The 24,066-nt window shown below is 62.4% G+C and carries 23 protein-coding genes; 5 read left to right on the forward strand and 18 right to left on the reverse strand.

Translation table 11 applies throughout. From position 1 onward, the window contains the following. Window positions 1–3: 3 nt before the first annotated feature. From AACH40_RS15685 to AACH40_RS15705, 5 genes are all read right to left on the reverse strand, one after another. Window positions 4–1,656 carry an ATP-binding protein gene (locus AACH40_RS15685; RefSeq protein WP_422394861.1) on the reverse strand — a complete coding sequence of 551 codons (1,653 nt, stop codon included), beginning with the start codon at window positions 1,654–1,656 and terminating at the stop codon, window positions 4–6. A gap of 98 nt (window positions 1,657–1,754) precedes the next feature. Beyond that, window positions 1,755–2,507: a TIGR02186 family protein gene (locus AACH40_RS15690; protein ID WP_338643207.1), complete on the reverse strand. Its 753-nt coding sequence runs from the start codon at window positions 2,505–2,507 to the stop codon at window positions 1,755–1,757. Then, a complete protein-coding gene (locus AACH40_RS15695; RefSeq protein ID WP_338643208.1) occupies window positions 2,507–3,421 on the reverse strand; it encodes a sulfite exporter TauE/SafE family protein in 915 nt (304 codons plus the stop codon). The genes AACH40_RS15690 and AACH40_RS15695 overlap by 1 nt, the downstream gene beginning before the upstream one ends. A gap of 71 nt (window positions 3,422–3,492) precedes the next feature. Continuing rightward, window positions 3,493–4,548 (reverse strand): hypothetical protein, encoded by a 1,056-nt coding sequence (locus AACH40_RS15700; RefSeq protein ID WP_338643209.1) that lies wholly within the window; start codon window positions 4,546–4,548, stop codon window positions 3,493–3,495. Between the two features lie 44 nt (window positions 4,549–4,592). Beyond that, the gene (locus AACH40_RS15705) at window positions 4,593–5,978 is read right to left on the reverse strand and encodes a glycosyl transferase family protein (protein WP_338643210.1); all 1,386 of its coding nucleotides are present in this window, start codon (window positions 5,976–5,978) and stop codon (window positions 4,593–4,595) included. 100 nt (window positions 5,979–6,078) lie between these two features. Between AACH40_RS15705 and nhaA the strand changes: the two genes are divergently transcribed. Continuing rightward, a complete protein-coding gene (nhaA, locus tag AACH40_RS15710; protein WP_338643211.1) occupies window positions 6,079–7,254 on the forward strand; it encodes a Na+/H+ antiporter NhaA in 1,176 nt (391 codons plus the stop codon). Between the two features lie 107 nt (window positions 7,255–7,361). Further along, window positions 7,362–7,817, forward strand: coding sequence for a DNA starvation/stationary phase protection protein (locus AACH40_RS15715; protein ID WP_338643212.1), 456 nt, complete (start codon window positions 7,362–7,364; stop codon window positions 7,815–7,817). 7 nt (window positions 7,818–7,824) lie between these two features. Here the strand turns inward: AACH40_RS15715 and gspN are convergent, their stop codons facing one another. From gspN to AACH40_RS15760, 9 genes are all read right to left on the reverse strand, one after another. Further along, window positions 7,825–8,508 (reverse strand): type II secretion system protein N, encoded by a 684-nt coding sequence (gene gspN / locus AACH40_RS15720; RefSeq protein WP_338643214.1) that lies wholly within the window; start codon window positions 8,506–8,508, stop codon window positions 7,825–7,827. Window positions 8,509–8,540: 32 nt separating this feature from the next. Further along, entirely contained in the window at window positions 8,541–9,014 is a 474-nt protein-coding gene (gspM, locus tag AACH40_RS15725; RefSeq protein ID WP_338643215.1) for a type II secretion system protein GspM, read from the reverse strand. Then, complete coding sequence (gene gspL / locus AACH40_RS15730; protein ID WP_338643216.1) at window positions 9,011–10,108, reverse strand: type II secretion system protein GspL; 1,098 nt, start codon at window positions 10,106–10,108, stop codon at window positions 9,011–9,013. Before gspL ends, gspM begins: the two co-directional genes overlap by 4 nt. A 10-nt stretch (window positions 10,109–10,118) precedes the next feature. Then, entirely contained in the window at window positions 10,119–10,544 is a 426-nt protein-coding gene (gene gspG, locus AACH40_RS15735; protein ID WP_338643217.1) for a type II secretion system major pseudopilin GspG, read from the reverse strand. An 80-nt stretch (window positions 10,545–10,624) separates the two neighbouring features. Further along, the gene (gspF, locus tag AACH40_RS15740) at window positions 10,625–11,854 is read right to left on the reverse strand and encodes a type II secretion system inner membrane protein GspF (protein WP_338643218.1); all 1,230 of its coding nucleotides are present in this window, start codon (window positions 11,852–11,854) and stop codon (window positions 10,625–10,627) included. Then, window positions 11,854–13,380, reverse strand: a complete 1,527-nt coding sequence (locus AACH40_RS15745; RefSeq protein WP_338643219.1) for a GspE/PulE family protein — start codon at window positions 13,378–13,380, stop codon at window positions 11,854–11,856. The genes gspF and AACH40_RS15745 overlap by 1 nt, the downstream gene beginning before the upstream one ends. Before the next feature lie 16 nt (window positions 13,381–13,396). After that, on the reverse strand, window positions 13,397–15,577 hold the full coding sequence (gspD, locus tag AACH40_RS15750; protein WP_169491407.1) for a type II secretion system secretin GspD: 2,181 nt from the start codon (window positions 15,575–15,577) through the stop codon (window positions 13,397–13,399). Then, the gene (locus tag AACH40_RS15755; RefSeq protein WP_338643220.1) at window positions 15,574–16,428 is read right to left on the reverse strand and encodes a type II secretion system protein N; all 855 of its coding nucleotides are present in this window, start codon (window positions 16,426–16,428) and stop codon (window positions 15,574–15,576) included. The genes gspD and AACH40_RS15755 overlap by 4 nt, the downstream gene beginning before the upstream one ends. A 106-nt stretch (window positions 16,429–16,534) precedes the next feature. Further along, a complete protein-coding gene (locus AACH40_RS15760) occupies window positions 16,535–17,023 on the reverse strand; it encodes a hypothetical protein (RefSeq protein WP_169491405.1) in 489 nt (162 codons plus the stop codon). Window positions 17,024–17,066: 43 nt separating this feature from the next. Here AACH40_RS15760 and AACH40_RS15765 point away from each other — a divergent pair, with 43 nt between their 5' ends. Beyond that, window positions 17,067–17,519, forward strand: coding sequence for an NUDIX domain-containing protein (locus tag AACH40_RS15765; protein WP_338643221.1), 453 nt, complete (start codon window positions 17,067–17,069; stop codon window positions 17,517–17,519). On the opposite strand, the gene dinB is transcribed toward AACH40_RS15765, so the two are convergent. Next, window positions 17,498–18,658 (reverse strand): DNA polymerase IV, encoded by a 1,161-nt coding sequence (dinB, locus tag AACH40_RS15770; RefSeq protein ID WP_338643222.1) that lies wholly within the window; start codon window positions 18,656–18,658, stop codon window positions 17,498–17,500. The genes AACH40_RS15765 and dinB overlap by 22 nt on opposite strands. A 117-nt stretch (window positions 18,659–18,775) precedes the next feature. On the opposite strand from dinB, the gene AACH40_RS15775 reads away from it, so the two are divergent. Then, the gene (locus AACH40_RS15775; protein ID WP_338643223.1) at window positions 18,776–20,005 is read left to right on the forward strand and encodes a multidrug effflux MFS transporter; all 1,230 of its coding nucleotides are present in this window, start codon (window positions 18,776–18,778) and stop codon (window positions 20,003–20,005) included. Window positions 20,006–20,020: 15 nt separating this feature from the next. On the opposite strand, the gene AACH40_RS15780 is transcribed toward AACH40_RS15775, so the two are convergent. The 3 genes from AACH40_RS15780 to apaG form a co-directional block, all read right to left on the reverse strand. After that, complete coding sequence (locus AACH40_RS15780; protein WP_338643224.1) at window positions 20,021–21,979, reverse strand: putative bifunctional diguanylate cyclase/phosphodiesterase; 1,959 nt, start codon at window positions 21,977–21,979, stop codon at window positions 20,021–20,023. Between the two features lie 119 nt (window positions 21,980–22,098). Further along, on the reverse strand, window positions 22,099–22,905 hold the full coding sequence (locus AACH40_RS15785) for a LysR family transcriptional regulator (RefSeq protein WP_169491401.1): 807 nt from the start codon (window positions 22,903–22,905) through the stop codon (window positions 22,099–22,101). A 66-nt stretch (window positions 22,906–22,971) separates the two neighbouring features. After that, complete coding sequence (gene apaG, locus AACH40_RS15790) at window positions 22,972–23,370, reverse strand: Co2+/Mg2+ efflux protein ApaG (RefSeq protein ID WP_169491400.1); 399 nt, start codon at window positions 23,368–23,370, stop codon at window positions 22,972–22,974. A gap of 89 nt (window positions 23,371–23,459) precedes the next feature. Between apaG and AACH40_RS15795 the strand changes: the two genes are divergently transcribed. Then, window positions 23,460–24,065 carry a recombination protein O N-terminal domain-containing protein gene (locus tag AACH40_RS15795; protein WP_169491399.1) on the forward strand — a complete coding sequence of 202 codons (606 nt, stop codon included), beginning with the start codon at window positions 23,460–23,462 and terminating at the stop codon, window positions 24,063–24,065. Window position 24,066 lies beyond the last annotated feature (1 nt).

The raw sequence follows: 24,066 nt of genomic DNA on the forward strand, positions 1-24,066 counted from the left end.
TTGTTATCGGGACTGTGCGCGCCAGCGCTGAACTGTCCGCTCGACCGAGGCCTCCTCGCCACCGCTCTTGCACCAGAGCTGTGCGAACGACGGATCATCCGATGCTGGCCGCAGCGGTGCATCGAGTTCGTCGAAAGTGACGCGGACAGGGATCGAGACGCCCTCGCCGCAGATGATGCATTCCCGATTCTTCAACGCGGGAATGGAATCGAGGAATCCGCGCGCCCCTTCGGGCATGGCGGCGCGCACGAAAGCCTGATCTCGCTCGTTGTTGAGGCGCATAGCGATGATCGTGCCGCACTGGGAAAGCACGCCCTCGGCCAGGTCGGATGGTCGCTGGGTTATCAGCCCCAGGCTGACGCCGTACTTGCGGCCCTCCTTGGCGATGCGGGAGAGGATCCGACCGACGGAAGAACCGTCTGCATTCTTCTCGTTGGGCACATAGCGGTGCGCTTCTTCGCAAACCAGCAGCACCGGCCTCGTCTCTTCGTCCCGCGACCAGATTGCGTAGTCGAAGACAAGCCGGCTAAGGACCGCCACGACCGTCGACACAATGTCGCTGGGCACGCCGGAAACGTCGATGATCGAAATGGGACGACCATCGGCTGGAAGGCGGAAGACACGCGAGATGAACTCGCTCATCGTGTCTCCCACAAGCATGCCGGAGAACATGAACTGGTAGCGCGGGTCGTTCTTGATCTCGTCCAGCTTGGACTTGATCCGCATGTAGGGGATCGAATTCGTGCCCTTGTCCAGCTTGCCCATCTCGTTGGACAAGATCTGGGCCAGGTCCGACAGCAGGTAGGGAATCGGGCTGTCGACGGTGATCTTGCCGATCTGTTCGGCAAGGCGATTGCGCTGGCGTGCGGCCAGAAGGCACTTCCCCAGAATGTCCGCATCGATTTGCCGGTCCGCGCCGCTCGTGGTGAGGAATATCTCGCAATGCTCCTCGAAGTTCATCAACCAGTACGGCATTTGCAGGTTCGACACGTCAAGCAGCTGCCCGATGCCGCGAAATGCTTGCCCGTATTCGCCGTGCGGGTCGATCATCACGACATGGCCCTGCGGGGCAGTCTCACAGATGCGATGAAGGATGAGCGATGCGCTCGTCGATTTGCCCGTACCGGTCGAACCCAGCAACGCGAAGTGCTTGCCGAGCAGGGCATCGACGTAAAGCCCGGCGCGGATGTCACGACTAGGAAAAACCGTCCCGATCGACACGTTGGCCCGGCCATCACTGGCGTAGATCTGACGCAAGTCCGCACTGGTGGCGGGATAGACCAGAGAGCCTGGGATCGGATAGCGGGTCACGCCACGACGGAAAGCAAAGATCCGCCCCGTCAGGCGCTCTTCCTCGCCCTCCCCAAGGAAATCGACCCGCGCAACGATGCAGTCGCTCATGCCACTTTCGTGACGCTGCGTCCGGACGCTGGCCAGAAGCCACGAATTTCCGACCCGGATCTTGATCTGGCTGCCCACTTGGCCAGAAATCGACACCGAAGGATCGGCGTCTGCCATGCATTCCTCAAGACGCTTCAAATCTAACGCAATTTGGCTGCCGGACCCGGCGACATCGATCACCGAACCGATTGGCTGGCGGGCATTGTCCTCGCTCGCGGCTGTGGCAGTGAAGCCCTGCACGATCATCTCGGTCATTGGTAAGCCCTGCCCCTTGCGCGCGCAGGCACGCTGTTACCGGCCTAGGCTAGTCCAAGCAGGGTTAACAACCGGCTAAATTTGCCCCTCGCACCCGGTCAGACCAGCGCGAACAATCGTCCCGCGAGCCATCCCATTCCGACAGACAGCAGGACCGCAAATAGCCCGTATATCAGTCCGTTGTTCTCCGCGTTCAGGGCCACGAAGCGCTCGAACCCCTCCTTCTTCACCTCGACCCGGGTTATGGCGGACGCCACCACCTTCCCGTTCCGTATGGCGAAGGTTTCGGCGGTGTATGTTCCGGTCTGCACGCTGGATGGCAGAGATATACGCGCCTGATACAGCACGTCGCCGCTGGTGTGCACGGCGCCATCGTCTTCCTGATAAAGCCCCTGCCGCCGCATCAGGTCCACCAAACCAGCCGCAAAACGCTGCTGTTCGCTGGGATCAATTACGCCAATCGGCGAAAGCTGGAGCCACTTGAGCCCCAGTTCGTAGATTGCCGCAGTCTTGTCATCTACGATCTGCGAAATTGGCCGGGTTGCTGCAACCGCAAAGAACGTCGGAGCTGAGCGGAACTCGGTGCTGTCGGCGTTGACCCAGATGCCCGCAACCTTCTGCTTTTCACGCAATACGATGGAGCGGGCCGGCCCCTCGAGCACGACGACGATATCCGTCCCTTGTGCGGCACGGGTGCCTTCTGGCGACAGAATGGCGCCGAAGAGCAAAAGGTCTGCGCCCGTAAAGCCTTGCCTGACTTGTATCTCGTGCTGGGATATCTCGGGTACGAGCACAGGTTCTCGCGCTCCACCGAGCAGGACAAGGATCAGCAGCAGGAATGCGCACCGCATCACAGCGGCACCAGCGTGTAGATTTCATCCGGCCGATAACCGAGCCCAAGCGCCATGCGGACTGCAACGCCCAGGACAATGATCGCCAGGATCAACCGAAGCTGTTCTGGCTTCGCCTTCTGCGCAAATTGAGCGCCGATCTGCGCCCCGGACACCGAACCGAGCAGGAGAAGCGAGGCGAGAACGATGTCGACAGCCCGCGTCGTCAGGGCGTGCATCATCGTCGTTGCCATCGTGACGAACAGGATCTGGAATAGTGACGTGCCGACGACAACGCTTGCCCCCATGCCGAGAATATAGAGCATGGCTGGCACGAGGATGAAGCCGCCGCCTATGCCCATCAGCATCGTCAAAATGCCGGTGGCCATGCCCAGCAGCAGCGGCGCGAGAGGCGATATGTACAGGCCGGAACGGTAGAACCGCCAACGTAGCGGCAGGCTCGCCACAAGCGGATGATGACGCCGCTTTCTTGCTGGCACCGGAACGCCGAGTCGCTGCGCACGGAGCGCGGCAACGCTTTCATGGGCCATCAGTCCCCCGATTCCACCCAGCAGCAGGACGTAAAGGATATTGATGACCGTATCGATTTGGCCAAGTGCCTGCAACAAACGGAAGAGCAGGGCACCGAAGCCGGTTCCGATCACGCCGCCCGCAACAAGCACCGCGCCCATCTGGTAGTCGATGCCGCCGCGCCTGGCGTGGGCAAATGCGCCCGAAACGCTGGCCCCTGTCACCTGGCTGGCTGCCGATGCTGCAGCGACCGTGGGTGGAACGCCGTAGAAAATGAGGAGGGGCGTCGTTAGAAAGCCGCCCCCGACACCGAACATGCCGGAAAGCAGGCCGGTCAGCGCGCCCAGCCCGATAATCACCAGGCCATTGACGGCAAGGTTGGCGATGGGAAGGTAGACATCCATCTCCCCCCTTCGCTAGCGCAGCCGGGCGTCCAAGGAAACGCCGGAGCCGGTTCTTTTTCGCACCCGCCGGCCTAGAACCCGGTCGAAAGCGTCAAGGCGAGGCCGGATCCGGGCCGCGCATCGCCTGCCACTCGAAACCGCCAATCGAGTGCCGCCTGAAGTGGCACGCCAGCGACTCTCGATCTGAGCGCAGCCCTCGGCCCAATATCGAGCCGCGCCGCGCCGCGCTGCCCGCCGGTCCAGACACCGCCCCCCAGGCGCAACTCAGTATCCTTCGCGTCGAGCGGAAAAGGCTTTTCCACGTTGGCCTGCGCGTCGAAGAAGGGGGTTGCATTTCGACCGCCGACCCAACCACCCTGTGCGTAGATCGTCGCCTCCAATCCGAGCGGCATCCCGACGGGCGGAATCTCGCTCACCGCTGCCAGTGCGGGTCTCACGCGGGAGGCATCTTGCTCCTTCTGCAGGCGCGCCTCTGCCAGGAAAGCTATGGGCAACCCAGCCGAAGGCCGAAGACCAAGACCTGCTGCAGCCTGGCCATCTTCACCTGTCGTGGCACCTGCGATGCGCAAATAAGCAAAGGCAGCACCACGAGGTCCAGGGCCGAAGCTTCGGCGAACAACCACGCCGAACTGACTTGCACCGTAAGAGGGCAGAAGAGATGCCAATGCCCCTTCACGACCACCGCCACCTCGAAGGAAAAGCCACGCATCGCCAGACCATCTTTGGCCGGACGCGGATGCGCTGCCAGCGAGCTTCGGCCAAATGTCGCCAACGCGTTCGCAATTGGCCGGCGTGTCGCTGCGGCAAGTCCCATCTCCGATCAAGGCTGATCGGGGCCCGGTTTCGGTCTCTGCGGCTACGGACGAAGAATTGGCAAGCTTTGGTGGCAGTTCGAAAATGGTCGCCGATGGTGTTCTCTGCCTTTCCCGGAAATGCGTCGATCCAGGCGCATGGCCCTCGAGGTGATGGATGTCGCTCAGCATTGCGGCAGGCGGCCGTCGAACACTTGGCGCACTTCGGCGCTCGAAACCTCGCTTAGGCAAAAAACCGGCCTCCTCGGCGCTGGAAGCAATGAGGACAGCGCGCATTCCCACCCAAAGCGCGATGATCGCCAGCAGCGCCAGCAAGGGCTGCCCCCGTCGTCGCGATGGACTGACCGCGATCGTTGCAATCACTGCGCGGAAACCGACGAGATCGAAGGGTGACCGATGTGGGTGGTATGGTCCCACGTGACCGCCCCACTTCGCAGCGTAGCGACGTAGGCCGATAGGGCCCGTCGCCCCGCCATGATCGCCACGACGTTTGCGAGCGGCATCCGCAAGATGGCGCAGAGCCCCTCATGCAAGCCGTATTCCCGAGTCGTGAAGGCAACCCGCATTCCCACTCGCCAAGCGAGAGCGGCAAAGTTGAAAATGAGAAGGGCTCGGATGGCTGGATCAACCGGAGGTGGCGTCCACAGGCCGCTCCACGCTGCCAGCATTGTCACCGGCGCAAGGACGCAAAGCAGATAGCCGACGGCGAGCACCATAGCCGTCAGCGGCCCGCGCCGATCGCGCAATCGCATCCACAACTCAAGCGGCCGTGCGCTCCATCCCAGTCTTTCCCATCCCTGATAGGCTATGCCGTGAAGCCAGCGGGTCTTCTGACGCACGGCGCTGACCAATGTCCCGGGAAAGAACTCACGCGTCGCAACAAGCGCACCGTCGGCATCGCGCAGACGCAAGAACTTTGCTCGCTTCCCGATTTCACCGACAAGGAGACCGAATTCGTAATCTTCGGTGAGGCATTCGGCAGCAAAAGGTTCAGCTGCTCCGCGCCGGGTTGCAATCGCTTCAATGGCGTCGCGCCTGAAGGCACAGCCAACGCCAGCTGCCGGAAGGCCAACTCCAAGCCAGTCGCGGACCACCATGCCCTTGCCGTGGCTTTCTGCAAACTCGTCACAATAGTGACCCGCGATCCATCGCGATCCAGCCTGCGGTTCGGGCCGAACGGGCAACTGCGCAAAGTCGGCTGTGTCCAAGGCCCTGTCCAGTGCAACGAGTGCATCCGGATGGACCATGTCCTCGGCATCATGAAGGATGACGCTTCGAACGTTTGGAGCGCCCCGCGCCTCGTCCTCGCGCATGGCGGCATACAGCCGGTTCAGGCAATCGGCCTTGGTCGTCGGACCATCCTGATCGTGCACTACAATGCGCAGGCGGGGATCGTGCCCGACGTTGACAATGGCCATCACCGTCTCGGCATCGTTGCGATAGCATCCGGCGTAGATCACCAGTTCTCGCTGGGGCCAGACGGCGAGGCAATGCGACAACATCGCGCCGACAACATTGGATTCATGCCACGCGGGCACTAGCACGGCAGCTACTCCGCGCAGTGGCGCACTGCTCGGCTCGCGTACCCTTCCCGTTCCGACCCGCCCCGTCAGCCGAAGCCAGAGCCAAAGTATATCCACGCCCCATTCATCGATGGCGCCCACGGCAAACCAGACGCCAGCAAAAAGCAGCAGCTCATGCTGGATCCTGCCCAGCAAGTCGAAGGCCATGGTCAACGGCGTCATTTCGTGGGCCCCTGCCGTTTGACGACATTCGTACAAGCCTGCAAGTATGCCCGCAGATGGCGCAATGACAACGCAAGCTTAACGAGGATTTGGTTCGAATATGGCAGAAAACCAAAAGTCTCGAAGCGGGATGGAAATAATTTTGGCAAGCGAGGCAGCTCCCGGCCTCGTTCTGATGGCATGCGCAGCCATTGCGCTCGGTCTCGCCAACTCGCCCCTGTCCCATGAATGGCACGAGTTGCTGCATCATGCCCTGCCTTGGACGCCCATCGCAAAGCTCAACACCATCCATCTTTGGATCAACGATGCTTTGATGGCCGTGTTTTTTTTCGTGGTGGGGCTCGAAATCAAGCGTGAGGTCATCACTGGCGCCTTGGCAAACCCACAGCGGCGGCGCCTCCCGGTGATTGCTGCCATTGCCGGCATGGCTGTGCCGGCGCTGGTCTATCTGACCGTGACCTACGACCGACCCGACCTGCACGCCGGATGGGCCATCCCGGCTGCAACGGATATTGCCTTTGCAATGGGCGTCCTCGCGCTCGTCGGAAAGCGTATCCCGCCTTCCGTGCGCCTATTCCTGCTGACGGTCGCCATCGTCGATGACCTTGGCGCGGTTGCAGTCATCGCCTTGTTCTATACCGCCAAGATCAGCCTTATCTGGCTGGGCTGGGCAGCCGTGGTGCTGATGGCCTTGATCGCCCTGAATCGTTCAGGGGTGCGTCGAACTTGGCCCTTCATTGTGCTTGCCGTTGTTCTTTGGTTTGCTGTGCTCCATTCGGGCATCCACGCAACGGTTGCCGGAGTGCTTGCCGCACTGACCGTACCAATGGCCTTGAATGCGGAGCATGACAGTCCGCTCCTGCGCCTGGAGCACGCATTGGTCGCTCCGAACGGCTTCATCATCGTCCCGCTGTTCGGGCTCGCAAACGCAGGCGTTTCCCTGATCGGTGCGGGTGCTGGATCTGCGCTGGCCCCTCTGCCGCTGGGCATCGCCGCAGGCCTGTTCATCGGCAAGCAGGTTGGCGTGCTGATGGCGTTGCTGGTCTCGGAAAAGCTGGGCATCGCCTCTCGGCCGGCCGGAACCAGCCTTATGCACCTTTGGGGCATGGCCGTTCTGTGCGGCATAGGGTTCACGATGAGCCTGTTTATCGCCGGACTAGCATTCCCGGAACATCCAGACCTCGCAGAAGAGGCAAAAATCGGGATTCTGGCCGGATCCGTTTTGTCGGCAGCTATGGGAGCCTTGCTCCTGAGGATTGCTAAACCTGTTCCCTGATTGAAACTGCCGATCAGTGCCATCCGCCATTTGCATGAAACCTTTCTGCGCCGACGGCGTATAACCGGCCGACCACAGCAAGGCCCAATCATGCAAAGGGGATTATCATGCCGGGTGACAATGCCAAGAAGGCCCTGATCGACAGCCTCAACGGGCTGCTGGCCGACTATTTCGCGCTCTATCTGAAGACGAAGAACTATCATTGGCATGTCGCCGGCCCACAGTTTCGCGACCTGCATCTCTTGTTCGACGAGCAGTCGGCCGAGCTGTTCGGCCTGACCGACATCATCGGCGAGCGCGTCCGCAAGAACGGCGGGACGACCCTGACCTCGATCGGCGCAATTGCCGACAAGACCGTGATCAAGGATGACGATCGCGCCAAGGTCGATGCACTCGCGATGGTCAAGTCGCTGCGCGACGACAATGCCACGCTCGTCGAGCGCATTCGCGCCGTGAAAGCAGCCGCCGGTGAGGCGGGCGACAATGCGACCGAAGGTATGGCCGACGACTGGACCGACCAGGCAGAAAAGCGCGTCTGGTTCCTGACAGAGATTGCGAGCTGATATAGCGCTAGAATTTGCCGCTCGCCCGCATCACCATATCGGTCGAACCGGGGCGAGCGGCAAAGCCGCTCTTGGCCAGCTGCGCTTGGACTTCTCCCGATATCCCTGCAACAGCCAAGTCGCCCTGCCACCGGCCATCAGGCAAGATTCGCAGATCAAGTCGCTCCATTCCGCCTGCGCCGCGCAGCGGAATGACAAGGTCCCTTCCCGAACAGTGCGCGCTACCTGACAGATCAAGCTTTGTGCTGCCGGGGATGGCAACCGAAATTGAGAGCATGCCGCCAGCGCGTTGACATCCGTTCGCGTCGAACACGGCGCCAAATTCCGAGAACGAGGCGCTGTCGATCGGCAGCCCTGAAAGTCCGCCTGCCAGCGGAAGCGTGCCGTCGAGGTCGGCGAGCCCTGTTGGTCCGACCTTTCCCTTGAACGCCCAGGATGCTTCGAGACTGCGAGTTGCGATAGCAAGCTCCAGCTTTCCAGCGAGGAGCGGGAGCGGTCGCAAGTGAACTTCGAGCGTATCCGCCGCGAATGGTCCAATCCGAGCTTCGCGAAGAACGCCGTGCCACACGCTGCCTTCCGCTTCGCGCGCGGAAAGACCCGGCACCGCCCCCGCGACAAGCCGGAGCGGCAGCGCGAGGACGAGAGAGAAAGCGACCAGGACCGCGATCCCTGCCACTGCGCCGCGCGGCATGCGTCGATCCAGCAAGACAACAAGGCGCCCGATCATGGTCGATCGATAACAAGATCAAGCACGACCGTACCATCGTTGGCAGGTCGTACTGCAAGATTGACGATTCGAAGCCCGTCGCCATCCAATCGAACCAGCCATGACAGCGCCATCGCCGAATTTGCCCCGACAAGGCTGGCGTGTACCTGCCCGCTGCCCTGTCTGTCATTGGATTGGATCATCAGCCCTGCAGCCTGTGCCGACCGAGACAGAGCCTGATCAAGATTTGGCGCGCCGCGCTGCAATCTGTGGGGCTTTCGATCGATCGCATCGACCTCCTCGAGGAGCTTCGCGCTCCTGCGAACCGCATCGGTGTGCCGCGTCGCTGCTGCGTCGAAGCCTGCGCCAACGGGAAGCACGATGCCATAAACCAGCACGACTAGCGCCGTGAGTGCCACCGCGAAGTCGATCAGCCGCTGCTCGCGCCGCGTAAGCTGCGACCTCCATTGCCTGACTCCTGCCAGCATCATTCCGCCCTCAGTGTGATTGCGGCCACTGTTGCGCCCGTGGGATCCGGCGCCAGACTGGGCGGCACGGTGACCTTCCAGCCCTGATGCTGCAACGTCCGGAGCACCGTGTTGATATCCTCCGCCCTTGCTGCTGCCGCCGTAAATCTGAGCGATCCGAGCCCATCGAATGCGATATCGCGGACCGCCACACCCGGCACAGTGGAAATGGCTGACAACAACGCCGCCATCGGCGCCGAAAAACTTTGGGCTCCCGCGCCCTGCCGCGCCGAAGCAGCGGTCACCAGCCGCTCGGCCGTGTCCAGATTGACTGCCGATGGAAAGCGCTGCTGCACTTTCGCAACGGCCTGCTGCTCCCGTGCCGATGCATCAAGGTCAAGACGGACGATGATCGTCAACATTGCCAGCAGCGCCAGAAGCGCAGCGTTGGCGGCCAGCCTGGCTAGAGGCAGCCAGTCAGCGACCGTGAAGTAGGAAACACGCCGGGGGGCGTAACGCCCTTGCCGCAAGTCCAGCGCGGGTGAAGCGTGTAGTGCGAGAAGCGCGGCCTCGATCTCGTTGGCGGACATGGCACGCAGCTGATCCGCCAGGGCGTCGATGAGCGCAGCTTCTCCTGTAAAAGCAGCGTGCGGTGTTCGAACAAGGGTCTGACCGCCCAGTTCCGCGATGAGCGCTCCTTCGTCGGGGCGCGGCAAGCAAAGTGCGGCAGGGACAATCGCTCTGGGCGCGAGACCGCTCGCGATCAGGGTGGCGAGCCAGCCGTCCATGAGATCCGGGCTCGTGACGGCAGTCAGAAGCCGCCCGTCTTGTGCGGCCACCGCGACATGTCGATCCTCTTCTAGCTCACCCCTTCCGGCAGAAATGCGGGCTGCAGCCAGAGCCTGCGCAACGGGCAAGTCCGGCAACTGGCTATCGGTGACCGGCGCCATCTCCGCCGGAACCAGTGCTGTGGCCTGGGTTCCCCCTTCCCACGGCACGTCCTCACCTGGGGCCCACTGACGCTCTTCGCCCAGTGCGCCTGCTGCGACGGCACACCAATGCCAGGGCGCCCCGGGCACCGCAGGCAGCAGGACGATCACGCCATCAGGAGCGGGCACGGGAATTGTGTCAGTCCTTCCTTGCGGTCACGTCGGCGTCGAGCCCGGATCCTCCAGGCTGACCATCAGCGCCAAGCGAAAAGACTTCGAACGGCCGGCCTTCTTCACCAGGCACCTTGTACTGGTAAGGGTGCCCCCAGGGATCGTTGGGCAAGTCCTTGATGTAGCCCCCACTGCGATAATCCTGAGGGCTTGCGAGCCCTGCCGGCGGTTGACGCAATGCGGCCAGTCCCTCTCCCTGCGAAGGATACGTACCGAGGTCGAGTCGATACATCTCGAGCGACTGGTCGAGCGTGGCGATGTCTGCACGGGCGGCAACGACCTTCGCCTTGTCGCCCACCGGGATCACGTTGTACGCAACCACAGCGGCCAGCAGCGCCATGATGAACAGGACGACCATCAGTTCAACAAGGCTGAATCCCTGCTCGCTGCTCATATGCGCTGAAGCTTGAGCAGCGGACTCTCTGCGATTGACTGGCAGTTTCGCTGTGGCGGCGTCAGTTCGTGCGTACATGATCATAGTCCGGTAAGGTTCTGGAGCTGCAGGATCGGCAGCAGGATCGCAAGAATGATGAGCGCGACGACGACCCCCATGACGACAATGATCGCAGGTTCCAGCAGCGCCATGGCGGTTGCCGTAAAACTTTCGAACTCCCGTTCGAGGTAATCGGCGGCACGCTCGAGCATCAGCGCGAGTTGTCCGGCAGACTCTCCGCTCGCTGCAAGATATACCATCAAGGGGGGAAAGGTCCCTGCCTCGCGCAAGGCTGTCGAAAGGGCCCCGCCGGCCCGCACTTTTTCGGTGATGATCCCGAGTGCATTTCGCTGAACCGTGTTGGAAGCCGTGCGCGTTGCCAATCGCAAACCGTCGACCAGCGGCAGGCGCGCCTCGATCATCGTGGCGAGTGTTCGCGCAAGTCCGGCTGCGTGCACGTCGCGGACCAAGCGGCCGACAAAGGGCAAGCCCAACACGGCGGCATCGACCCGAAGCCGGAAGCCTGGCTGCTGCAAGCCCCGCAGAAAGCCGGCGCCACCAACGGCCAAAGCGAGCAACATGGCCCACCACCAGTTGGCCATCGCTTGCGAAAGCGCGATGACGGTTTGCGTCAGCAAAGGCAGCTGCCGGCTGGCGTTGTCGAACTGCTCGACCACCCGCGGCACGACCGAGATCATCAGGCCGGAAACCACCGCGATAGCGACGAGAGAAAGCACCAATGGATAGGCAAGTGCCGCCACGATCTTCGCACGTACCGTTGCCTGCCGCTCCAGCATATCTGCCAGCCGCATCGCGATCGATGGCAGACTGCCCGAGCTTTCTCCCGCTGCGATCATCGCGCGATAGACCGGGGGGAAACTCGGCTCCTCGCGCCGCAGCGCTTCGGCCAAAGGCAAGCCTTCGACGATACCGGCATGGACGTTGCCGAGTATGAAGCGAGCTTTCTCCTTCTCGGTCTGCCGCGCAATGGTCCTCAGCGATTCCTCGAGCGGAGCCACCAGCATCAGCGAAGCAAATTGGCGCGTAAACAGAGCCAGCTGCTTCGCAGAGAGGCGACGCGCCAACCAGCGAGAACCGTTCGTGCGCGATGAGGCGTCGTGGACGTAGGATGCCGTATCGGCCCTGATGGAAAGAACATGCCATTGCCGCTGGCCCAGCTTGGCAATGGCGCCGGGCTCGTCCTGAGCGTCGACCGCTCCGCGGCGCTCTTGTCCTTTCACATCGATGGCGTGATAGGCAAAGCGCGCCATCACCCCTCCTGCCGCAGGATGCGGGCAGCTTCGGCCGGGCTGGTCAGCCCTTCTTTGACGAGCCGCCGGGCCGACTTGGCGAGCTTTGGCGCGTCCGCGAAAACGTGACGCGAGATGGCTTGCTCGCTTTCTCCCGCCAGGATCATGCGGCGCAGTTGGTCGTCAACCCGCAGAGCTTCGAACACGCCGATTCGCCCGGAAAATCCGGTGTTGTCGCAGGCGTCGCAGCCGACGGCATCGCGTACCAGGCGGCCTTCCTTCAGCCCCAGCAAGTTTGCAAGACTTGGATCGAGTGGACGCTCGCAGCTGCAATGATGACAGAGCCTGCGCACAAGTCTTTGCGCCAAGACGGCGCGAAGTGTCGATGCGAGCAGAAACGCTTCAACCCCCATGTCCCGCATCCGGGTGACCGCGCCCACCGCATCGTTGGTATGAACGGTCGACAGCACCAGATGGCCCGTGAGGGCTGCCTGAACTGCAATTTCCGCCGTTTCGCGATCGCGGATTTCCCCGACCATGACCACATCAGGATCCTGTCGGAGTATTGCGCGCAAACCTGCTGCGAACGTCAGGCCGACTTTTCCGTTCACTTGCGTTTGCCCAACGCCATCGACGGCATATTCGACCGGGTCTTCCACCGTAAGGATGTTGCGCGCACCATCGTTCAGCAGACGCAGGGCGGCATAAAGGGTGGTTGTCTTGCCCGACCCGGTCGGGCCGGTGACGAGAATGACGCCATTGGGCTCGGCAAGAGCGCGGGTCAGGACGTCGCGACTGTGCCCATCGAGTCCGAGATGCGCGAGATCGAAACCTGCGTTTTCCTTGTCGAGAAGCCGTAGGACCACCCGTTCGCCAGCGCGGCTGGGCAACGTCGAAACGCGCACATCGATCAGCCGGCCACCGAGAGAGAGGGAAATGCGCCCGTCCTGCGGCACGCGCCGTTCAGCAATGTCGAGCCGGGCCATGACCTTGATACGGCTGACGAGAACCGGTGCGACATGCGCAGGCATGCGCAGCTTTTCAGCCAGAACACCGTCCATCCGCATGCGCACGACGAGCGCCTGTTCATAGGGTTCGACATGGATATCCGAGACCCCCTGCCTTAAGGCTTCCGCGATGAGCCCGTTAATGAGGCGGATTGCGGGCGCATCATCGGCACTGTCGAGCAGATCCTCCGCACTGGGGAGGTCGAGAGCGGCGCTGTCCCGGCCGATCCCGAGATCGCCAGCCATTGCTGCCGCGGTTCCGTCCACGGCATAGACAGTTGCCAGCAACTTCTCGAATTCGGCCAAGGAAACCTGACGAACGGACAGCGGTCGCCCCAGAACCCGCCGAAGCTCGAGCAGAGGTAGCGGATCGGTGCCTTCGAGACGCACCACGTGGGCAAAAGCATCGTCGCCGCCTTCTACAAGCAACCCTCGATCCCGAGCGAAGGCATAAGGCACCGACGGTATGGCTGGAGACACGGCGATATCGAGCCCAGTGGCTAACGACAGGCCCGGCGCAATCTCGGTCAGATCGGCCATCTCCGACTCCATGGCGTCAGGGCTTGCCCGCACCGGGCGCAATGACAGCATCCCCCGGTGCAGATGTCGGGACGGCGGGCAGCGCAGCGCCCATGTAGTCGACGATCAGTTCATCGATGTTGGGCTCGCGCTTGGGATCGAAGGTGCTTTGGGCATTGCGGATCACCCCGTACCGCCGGGCGGTGAGTGCCGCGCGGTCCGCACCATTGCGCATGATTGTTGGGCGGATGAAGACCATCAGGTTGGTCTTCACGTGGCTCTTGCCGCGTGACTTGAACAGTTCGCCCAGAAGAGGGACATCGCCCAGCAACGGAACCTTCTCGATCGTGCGGCGCTCATTGTCGTCAAGCAGACCACCAAGCACGACGATCTCACGGTCGCCGACAGTTACTGTCGTCTTGATCTCGCGCTTGTTGATGATCAGTTCGCTGTTGGACGACGAGACCGGCCCCGCAATCGAACTTACCTGCTGGCGCAAGTCCAGCCGGATCTGGTTTCCAGCGTTGATCTGCGGGGTGACGTCGAGTTCGATGCCCACGTTCTGGCGCTGGATGGTCCGGAAAGTGTTGCTGTAGTTTGCACTCGACAGCGCCTCGCCGGTGGCCACCGGGATCTCCTTGCCGAACAGGATCGAGGCGGGCACGTTATTGTTGGTCGTTATGTGCGGCGTCGAGAGAATGTTCGAATTCGTGTCGGACTGAACTGCGTTGATCAGTGCGCCCAGGACGCCATCCTTGCCAAGATCGGTCACGAACCCGCCGAAACCGCCTTGCGCGCCCAGGATCGCATTGGCTGCGTTCTGGCGAAGCAGATCACCGGTCGTCGAATTGGTCGTGGTGGTAACGGTGCTCCCATTGATCACCGTGGTGGTGGAATCGAGCTTGTCCGCGTAAAGTCCGCCGGCGATGTCGATGATGTTCGGCGACACGTTCGAGTAGTTCGTGACCGCAAATGGCATGTTCTTGCCACCAAGCAGCATCTGAACGCCCAGTTGCCTTGCCACGTCGTTCGAAATCTCGACGATGATCGCCTCGACCAGCACCTGTTCTTGCGGCACGTCGAGCTGGCGGACCAGCTCGGTCAGTCGGCGTTGTTCATCCGCAGGCGCAGCGATGATCACGGCGTTCGCGCCGGGATACCGGGTGATCGTCGCGGTTCCGCGGCCACCTTCCAGCTTGATCGGACCGGAACCCAGCCCGCCGGTCGTTCCACCGGTGGGGTTCACGCCTTGCGCGCCTGCAGCCTGTCCACCCGCGGGGGTTGTCGAACCTTGCGTTCCCCCCGTCGACGTGCTGGATCCGCCGACGCCGCCCAATGACACCGGTGCCTGCGAGCCCGATGCGACTTCACTACCGCCCGTGCCACCCACCAGGCGCTCCAGGACCGGAACGAGCACGGCCGCATCAGCATAGTCGAGCCACAGAACCTTGATTTCGCCGCCATGTGCGGCCCGGGCGTCAAGCTGCCGGGCCATCGCTTCAAGGCGACCAATGGTGGCCGCATCCCCGCGCAGAAGCAGTGCGTTGGAACTGTCGACAGCAACCACGCTCGCCAATGACCTGCCCCCTTCGCCCCCCGCGGGAACAAGCTGGGCCAGCGCGGTGGCAATTTCGCGAGCACCGGCGTGATCGAGCATTACCGTGCGTGTCGATGACTGATCGCGATCGATCGAACGGACAAGCGCGCGGATCCGCGCGATGTTATCGGCGTAATCGACCACCACCAGCGAGTTACCAGCCTTGTTGGCCGTGATCGAACCGTCCTTGCTGACGAGTGGTCGCAACGTCTCCACCGCCTGCGGTGCATCGATCGTCGACAGGCGGACAATCTCGGTCACCATCTGGTTCCGCGCGGCACCACGGCTGCCGATGCGCATCGGCTGGCTCGCCGCGCCCTCCACCGGCTGAATCCGGAAAGCGCCATTGCCGGTGGGCACTGCGACCAGGCTGTTGGCCCGCAGGGTCGAAAGGAAGACCTCGAAATACTCCGATCGCGATAGCGGCCGGTCGCTGACCACGCTGACCTTGCCCTGCACGCGCGCGTCGACGATGAAAGTACGACCGGTGACTTCGGCAGCATCTGCGATGAAGGCGCGAATGTCCGCCTCACGTACGTTGAGGGTGTATTGCGCGCACGCGACGCCCGGGACGAGCAAGGCGCTTGCCGAAAGGGCGATGAAGAAATGTCGCAGGTTCATTGTCTGAGCTTGATCGCAAGGGGAAGCTGGCGGCCGCCGCGCTGAACGGTGATCGTCACTGTCGAACCGGGCTGCAGCGCGCCGACCAGCAGGGCAGTGTCTCCAGCACCCCGGACAGGCTGACCGTTTACCGCCGTGACCAGATCGCCGGGTTGGAATCCCGCAGTCCGGAACACATTGCCATCACCTTGTGGCATCACTTCAAGGCCCACGACGCGGCCACCGGCGGCGCGCGGACCGAAGCCGATCCCGCTACGCACGCTCTGCACCGTGATCGGAGCGCCGGCAGCATCCGCCTGCTGCATGCCCGTCGCCTTCACCGGATTGGCCGCAACCACTGCAGTCGCGGTGGGAGCAGATCCAGACTGGTCGAGATACAGCATTTCGCGTGCACCATTGTGGGTGAGGATTACGTGGTCGAAGGCCACCGCAACTAGCTTGATCCCAGGTTGCACTTCGGTTCCCACTTGGACCACCGTCTGCACACCGTCGCTGCCAGCGAGAATCGCGCTACCGCCTCCGCCCGGCATTGCGCGTGTCGCATAAAGCGTCAGAGCAAGGCTTGTCACCGCAGCAGTGTCAGATCCGACCGCAGCGTTCGTGGTCCGATTGAATGGATCGACGGTTGCAAAAAGTGCGGCCCGTTCCGCCAGCGAAGGCATGCGTACCGCGGACGGACGCCATTGCCCGACTGGCGAAAGCGGAGTGATCAAGGTCCAGAAGAGGATCGCGCCGAACAGCGCATTTAGTGAAACCAGCAACCACCACAGAAGATCGCGCAAGGCTGGCGGGCGAAGCCGCGCAACCTTTATCGTGCGTACAACGCGTACGATGCTTGCCGCCTGCGCCAAGCTGCCTGTTCCCCGCTCGTGGCGGCACACCTGCACCGCCCCTCCACACCTCAAGCCATAACGGGGCGGAACGGAATTACAAACGCTGGCTTATGCTTGCAGCCCGTCAGGAGCGCGAAACTGTGTCCGGCTCAAAACATTCGCCAAGCCGCTTCTCGAGCAGAGCCTGCGCATCTGCGGGACTGGCGCTGCTGACAATCTGCCGTGCCAACGCCTCGGTTGCGCTTTCGAAGCGAGCCGCGAACGAGGGCTGGGACGTTCGTGCCAGCCAGTTGCGTGCGCGTGAACGGAACAACGCTGCGTCTTCGCGATCGGCCGAACTCGCGTCTGCAGAGGTCTCGAGCATTGCAGCCAGAACCTCGTTGGAGGCAGCGCAGCGCAGGGCCTGCTCGTCGGAGGGCCGGGCCTCGGCGCGCTGCTTGGGCTGGGCGGGCGACGAAACGATGATCGTGGCGGCAAGGAGCGACGTGATGAGCATGACAAGACCTTGTGCGGGCGCACGCTGCGCGTCGAGGACGTTAACCAATCGAAAACCATGATGTTTCGTGCCGGCACAGACTTGTGTCGAGCCCGCGTACAGCACAGGGTTGCCCATGCTCTCTCGCCTTCCCGCACCGCTACACAGGCTGCTCCTGCGCATGGCACAGCCGCTGCGTCTGCGGATATGGGGGATGCTCAAGCTCAGAGTTCGCGGGGCCAGCGTGCTCGTGTTCGATTCGGCTGGCCGGGTACTCCTCGTCCGGCACAGCTACCATCGGCCCGACTGGTGGATGCTGCCGGGTGGAGGGATAGGGCGCGGTCAGGATCCTGAACAGGCCGCAAGGCGCGAGCTGCAGGAGGAAACCGGCTGCGTGCTCGAGAATGCCATATGGTTCGGCACGCACCCGAATCTGACAGCGCAGGGGTGGACCAATGTGACGGAGCTCGTCGCCGGGACCACAGCCGATGCCCCACAGATTGATGACAGAGAATTGAAGGAGGCGCGATTCTTTGCGCTCGATGCTCTGCCTGAACGCACTTGTGAAGGGCCACTCCACTATATCGGTATGTGGCACGCTTGGCGTTCGGATCAGAACGGAAGCTCAGCCTGAGGCGAGCTCGGAACTGGCGCTGCTGCCGATCCGCCAACCTCATCCGCATCTTCCGCTCCCTCCAATGCGGAGAGTGTCAGCCCCATCAGCCGGATCGGCTGGGGCAGTGGCAACATCGAGTCCAATATGGCGCGAGCCATCTGCGCAAACTCAGCCTTTTCGGCCACTGCATGCGCGGCCGAACGTGCACGGGTCATCGATTGAAAGTCGACGAACTTGACCTTGAGCGTGACTGTCCGCCCCCGCGCCCCGCTGCGTTCGATGCGATCCCAGACGATATCGATGATTGTCTCGAGCGTTTCTCGGAGCACGGTCCCCGACGACAGATCGCGGTCGAACGTCCTTTCTCCGCCCACAGACTTGCGTGGACGGTCCGCGCGCACAGTCCGCAAGTCGATCCCTCGCGCGGCGCGATAGAGATAATCGGCAAAGCTGCCGAAATGACCGCGCAGCGTGGCTAAATCGAATGCCAGCAGGTCGGCACCAGTCTGGATCCCCAGGCGCTCCATCTTTTCGGCTCCACGCGGGCCCACTCCGTGAAAGCGTTTGACAGGAAGCGCCGCAGCGAACGCAGCGCCCTCTCCCGGCCTGATGACGCATAGGCCGTCCGGCTTGTTCTGATCGCTGGCCAGTTTCGCCAGGAACTTGTTGTAGGAGACACCAGCGCTGGCAGTAAGGCCGGTGTCCGTGCGGATCCGCGCTCGAATGAGTTCGGCTATCCTCGTCGCCGACCCGACGCCCTTCAGGTCTTCCGTCACGTCCAGATAAGCTTCGTCCAGCGAGAGTGGTTCGACGTGCGGCGTGTAATCGAGAAAAATCGAACGGATCTGCTGGCTGACGGCGCGGTAGACATCGAATCGCGGCTTGCAGAATATCAGGTCCGGACAAAGGCGAACTGCGCGAACCGAGGGCATGGCCGAGCGGACGCCGAACTTCCGCGCCTCATAGCTTGCGGCCGCAACCACTCCACGGCCAGACGATCCCCCCACCGCGACGGGCTTGCCTCTCAATGACGGATCATCGCGTTGCTCGACACTGGCGTAGAATGCATCCATGTCCACGTGGATGATCTTGCGCAGTCCGCTGGCCTCTGCCTCGCGCTGGGAATCACCGATATCGCCATCGCTAACTTCGGCCATGCGCTTACATACAGCAGGTCGCGGTGCAGCATAAGGGCTTGGCTTGGCGAGAGTTCGCTGATTAAGGCCTGGCCAATGCTCATGCAGAATCACAATGGAGCCTCGGCAAGAAGCGCGATGGGCTATCGCGAATTCATCGCCATGATGGCCATGATGATGGCTCTGCAGGCGCTCGCCATCGATACGATGTTGCCTTCGCTTGGCCAGATTGCCGCCGATCTCCACGTAAGCGATCCAAATCGCCGGCAGTTGATTGTCGGCAGCTATCTTCTTTCGACGGGGATCGGGTCTCTTGTGCCCGGAGCACTGGCCGATCGATTCGGACGCCGGGCTGTGGCGCTTGTCTGCCTGGCCATCTATGTCGTGCTCTCCGTGGCTTGCGCTCTGGTCACGGATTTTACAGCGCTATTGGTATTGCGCGTGCTTCACGGCTTTGCATGCGCCGGCCTTACCGTCGTTCCGAGTGCGATCATCCGCGACCGGCACGATGGAGATCGCATGGCGCGCATGCTGTCTACCGTCTCGATGGTCTTCATGATCGTGCCGATCCTTGCACCGTTGCTGGGTCAGACCATTCTGCTGTTTGCAGGTTGGCGCTTCATCTTTGCGACACTGGCAGTGCTGTCGAGCATTATGGGTGTGTGGGTGTGGCTGCGGCTTGAGGAAACGCTTCACAGCGAGTTCCGCCAACCGATCCAGCCCAGGACTATTGCTGCCAATATGAGCCGCGCTGCGACCACGCGGGCTTCAATCGGATACGTGCTCGGATCCAGCCTCGTGCTGGCTGGCATGTTCGGCTACGTCAATTCGGTCCAGCAACTCGTCGGCGAGCACTTCGGCGCGGGGGATATGATGCCAATCTGCTTCGGCATCACCGGCACTGCCCTGGCGTTTGCAAACTTCTCCAATTCGCGAATTGTCGAACGGTTTGGCGCACGGCGGGTCTCCCACACAGCGCTTCTGGCGTTCATCGTCACGGCCAGTCTGCAGGTCTGGCTGGCGCTTCAACCTGACGAAACTCTTTGGCAGTTCCTGCCCGTGATGGCTCTGAACGTCTGCCTGATGGGCTTCATCGGGGCAAACTTCAGTTCGATCGCCCTTCAGCCCTTCGCCGACATGGCTGGCGCGGCCAGCTCAGTTCAGGCCTTCTTGCGCATGGCGATCGCCTCATTCGTCGGCATGCTGGTCGGGCAAGCCTACGACGGAACCGCTGTGCCGCTGGCCCTGTCCCTGCTTGTGGGAGGCTCGTTGTCTTTGGTTCTGGTGCTGTGGAGCGAGCACGGGCGACTGTTCCGGCGCGTACTTCCAACCGGCTCTCCACGCGAGACGGTCATCGACTTCCATTGACCAAGCCGGGTCCGTTCAGGCCACCTCGCGCCGGGTAACCGCCAACGCTTCGGAAATCGTGGCCGGGCGACCGAAATGATACCCCTGCATCAGCCGAATGCCGAGCGCGCGAGCGGCAGCGACTTGCTCTTCGCTCTCTACGCTCTCGAGAATGCAGTCTATTCCCAGTTGCCAGGACAATGACACGATCATTCCGACAATGGCACACGCGCCAGGATCGGAAGGCAACGCCGCCGTGAGAGCACGGTCGAGCTTCACCATGTCGAGCGGAAGATCGCGCAGCTGCGAAAGGCTGGACCAACCCGCCCCAAAGTCATCCAGCGCGATGCGGAAGCCGAAATCGCGAAACGCACGCAACTGCAAGGCTGCACGCCGCGGATCCGCCAGAATCGCCCGCTCGGTAACCTCCAGCGTTACACTTTGCGGTGACGCACCCGCGTTCCTGACGATCGCGGCGATGTTCGCAGCAACGCCTTCGCGCACGACATCGCGCGGGGAGAGGTTGACCGATATGCCGACCCCCGTCTCCGCCGGGCGGCATTCCTCGAGAGCGCGCGCCAGCACAAGCCGGGTCAGCTCCCCGGTTCGCCGCGTCGCTTCGGCAATCGCCAGGAAAGTGGCGGGGCTTTGCCATGTCACACCATCTGGCGACCAACGCGCGAAAGCCTCAACCGCGACGATGCGTCCATCCGGCACGTCGAAGATCGGCTGGTAAAGCAACTTCAGCCGGTCCTCGAGCGCGCAGTCGTTGAACCTGCGCGTTGCATCGATCCTTGCCTGCAAGGCCGCTTCATCCTCAGGCCCGAACAGCATGACGGAACCGTCTCCACGATCCTTCGCCTTGTAGAGCGCGGCATCTGCCCGCTCTAGCGCACCGCTGACCCCTTCATGGCTCAGACGATGAAGGCCAACCGATGCGCTAAGGCGAAGACTTGCGCCATTGTGCGGAATCTCGGTCCGTATCGTGCCCACGAGGCCGCAAGCTGCCTCTGCGACATCCGGCCCTTCGAGTCCGGAATCGAAGATCACGGCGAACTCGTCACCGCCTAGACGTCCATGAGCGAGGATGAACGGCAGTTCGCCGATACGCCGCGAAATCGTCTTCAACGCCTCATCGCCAGCAGCGTGGCCGTACGTATCGTTGACGTGCTTGAAGCCATCCAGGTCAATCAGGGCAAGCCAAGGCCTGGCCTCGCCGGACTTTGAATGAGACGCTTCCCGGTCAAGTCGATCGAGAATGGCACGGCGATTGAGGCCGCCCGTCAGCGGATCGATTGTCGCCAGCATATGAGCCTCGCTGGCGAGCGCCGCCGTCTGGCGTTCGCGGCGCATGAGTTGTTGGCGCGACAGTTCAAGCCGGACGAAATCACGATGGTGGCCGTAGGTCACGGAAAGCAGGATGACCGTCACCATGACCTGCACCAACGAAACATAGACAGCGTTGGGGTGCCCGGCGAGCAGGAAGAACAGGCTGCTTGGCACAACGATCGAAAGTGCGATTCGCAGCGCGGTCTGCGGCGCATGGGCGAGGCCGAGGACACCCGATATGGTCGTGACCGCAAGCAGGTAGTGAATCAGGCTTCGGGCGTTGCTGTCTCCGTAGGGATAGAGCGAAAGCCCCCATCCTACAAACAGAAGACCAGCGAAGCCGCCGATCCGCCCCATGCGGGCCAAGTCGTGGCGGAGCTGCTCGATTGTGCGGCGGCCGACGCGGTTCGGCATCCAATAGATTGCCCGCGACGCGCCAAACACACCAAGCGCTGGCCCGAACGCGGTCAGCACTAGCGGGGCACGATCGTAGAATCGCCAAGCTAGAAGCGCCAGATCGATGACCACCACCAAGTACAGCAGTGGTAACCGGCGAGACAGCGACAACGCGTAGGCACGCGTGAACGCGTCTCCCTGGTGCTGACGAAAAGAAATGCGCAGACGGTTCAGAAGACGGCGCAAATCAACGCGCCGAGCCGCAGCCACGGACTGCCTCCGGCTTGCCTCCTTCTCCTTATACGCCTCGTCCATATGGCGTGATTAGGACCATCTAGGTTAACGGCAAGTCAAGAATTGACTTCAATTTGTCGCAGGGATCGGGTGGATCAAGCGGCTGACAAAGCTTCGATAAGGGCTTTGACCTTCTTTTGCCGCCATTGTGGCAGGGGTGCGACAAGCCAGTACCCCTTGCGGCTGGCTTCCGAATGGCCTGTCGCAACAACCCGACCCGAGTCGATTGCTCCCTGGGCAAGTAGCAAAGGAACACGAGCGCGCCCAAGGCCCGCAGCGGCCGCGCTTATCGCGGTGCCGGCGTCACCGACCGAGAACTGGACATCACGCGCTTCGCCGTCCGGTGCGGGATCACCCGGCCAGCCGATCCAGGGCGCGTCGGCTGAAGCGTCATGCGCGCTGACGACAACCGTGTCGGAGACTCCCAAGGGTATACCCTCGAGTTCCCCCGGCCCCTCTGCCCAGCGCACCGCCAGATCCAGATTGGCTTCCGTGAAATCGACGTCTCCATCCCCGCCGACGAGGAAGAAACGCAGTTGCGGGTGTTCGACACGGAACGCAGCGAGGCGCGGCGAAAGCCACGCTGCAAAGAAATCCCGTGGGCAAGCGATCGTGTAGACGTGGCTGGATTGCCCAGCCTGCATCGCCTGCACGCCCTCTTCGAAGCGCAGGAAGCCCTCCCGAATGGCGTCGAGGCCGGCTGCGGCTTCGTCGGTCAGCTCAAGCCCCTTGGATGTGCGCCGAAAAAGCACCACCCCAAGAAGGTCCTCCAAGGCTCGGATCTGCTGTCCTACGGCTGCGGGCGTCACGGCAAGCTCGTCCGCGGCGCGGGTGAACGACAGATGACGCGCTGCTGCATCGAGCACGCGAAGGCCATTGAGAGGCAGATGCGTCCGCTTCATGGCGCCTCCCTTCCGGTGCCGCGCCGTGCTTGTCAATCCGTCAGGCGCAGGTCCGTTGCAGCACGATCAACTGGCCGTAGCCGGAGCTGCCAGCGGAAAGAACGGAATGGCGACTTCCAGCAATGTCCCATCGGCACGCTGCATCGTGTAATGGCCCTGCATGCTGCCCTGCGGCGTGCCGAGCGGGCAACCGGACACATAGTCGTGCGATTGTCCCGGGCGAAGCAAGGGCTGCTCACCCACCACGCCGTCCCCATCGACGAAGTTGACGAGACCGCGCCCATCGGTGATGCGCCAATGCCGGGTCAACAGCTGGATCGGTTGGTCGCCATCATTCTCGATACGGATGTGGTAAACCCAGAACCACTTTCCCGCATCGACGCGCGACTGCTCGGGAAGGAAGTTTACCGCGACCCGCACGATTACCCCTTCCGTCACCGCGGCATGCTGGAAAAGCTGTTTCATGGCTGCCAAACTACTCCACAAGGCCCCGCGTTCCAAAGACATAAATTGTCGGGCTTGCCACCGTTCCCGATCAAACGCACAGCGGTGCAATGAACCTTCGCGCCCTTGCGATCTTGTGTTCGGTGCGCGCGCATGGCGAGCATGGGGCAATTGTACGGCTTCTTACCTCCGAGCAAGGCTTGCAGGCGGCATATATACCCGGCGCGAAGGGACGAGACCTGCGCCCGGTGCTGATCCCCGGAAATATCGTCGATGTCGAGATACGAACCAGAGCGGCCAGCCAACTTCCAACAGCGCGGCTCGAGCTTGTCACGAGCCGCGGCCCCTGGCTAGGCGAACCGCTGGCGAGCGGCGGGATCAGCTGGGCCACCGCCCTAACCGCTGCCGCCCTGCCCGAGGGGCACCCTTATGCTGCGTTGTATGAAGCGCTTGCCGCGTTGCTCGATGCGATTTGCCATGCTCCCTCGGCACGGGGCTGGGCCCGCGCTCTCGTTGGGTATGAAGCCCTGCTCCTGCGCGAGGTCGGGTACGGCCTTGCCGGCATGCCGCCGACAGAAGAATCGTGGTCTCAACTAATCGAGCGGCTTGATCGACAAGGCAGGGCGATCGGGAACCGGCTTCTTGCCGATCGAACCGGCGATGTTATGGGGCTGCGCACGATTCTGCTCGATCGCCTGAGGCGCATCGAGCGCTAGC

The organism is Novosphingobium olei (assembly GCF_037076535.1).
Classification (GTDB): domain Bacteria; phylum Pseudomonadota; class Alphaproteobacteria; order Sphingomonadales; family Sphingomonadaceae; genus Novosphingobium; species Novosphingobium olei.